Source organism: Methanobrevibacter boviskoreani JH1, from assembly GCF_000320505.1.
Taxonomy (GTDB): domain Archaea; phylum Methanobacteriota; class Methanobacteria; order Methanobacteriales; family Methanobacteriaceae; genus Methanarmilla; species Methanarmilla boviskoreani.
In genome coordinates, this window is sequence record NZ_BAGX02000048.1 from 1 (window position 1) to 383 (window position 383).

General features: G+C 24.0%; 1 protein-coding gene. It reads right to left on the reverse strand.

The window, feature by feature from the left end; genetic code table 11:
* Nucleotides 1-8: 8 nt before the first annotated feature.
* A partial coding sequence (locus tag ON24_RS08855; RefSeq protein ID WP_201415769.1) for a transposase occupies nt 9-383 on the reverse strand: 375 nt, incomplete at its 5' end.

Here is a 383-nt window from a genome sequence, read left to right on the forward strand (position 1 = left end):
ATAGTATTTTACCAAATGTTTATACCTAAATATTCGTTGACCCAATTTGTGTAGAATGAGGTTAAATCAACTATTTTATAGAATTCATCTTCAAATATTTTAATTAATTCGTTTAAATTTTTATACATTGATTTATACACTTTGGATTTAATTTTACGCCATACATCTTCGATTGGGTTTAAATCCGGGCAATATGGTTTTAGAAAAATTAAGTTTATGTTCAATATTTCACAGGCTTTTTCAACAATTTTGGCATGATGTATTCTTGCGTTATCTAAAATAATGTTTATTCTTTTTTCTTTTGAGTTTATTTCGGTTATTTTTGGATTTAATAGGTTATTTATTAATCTTAATCTTTTTTCATACCAGATTTTTCTTGAATT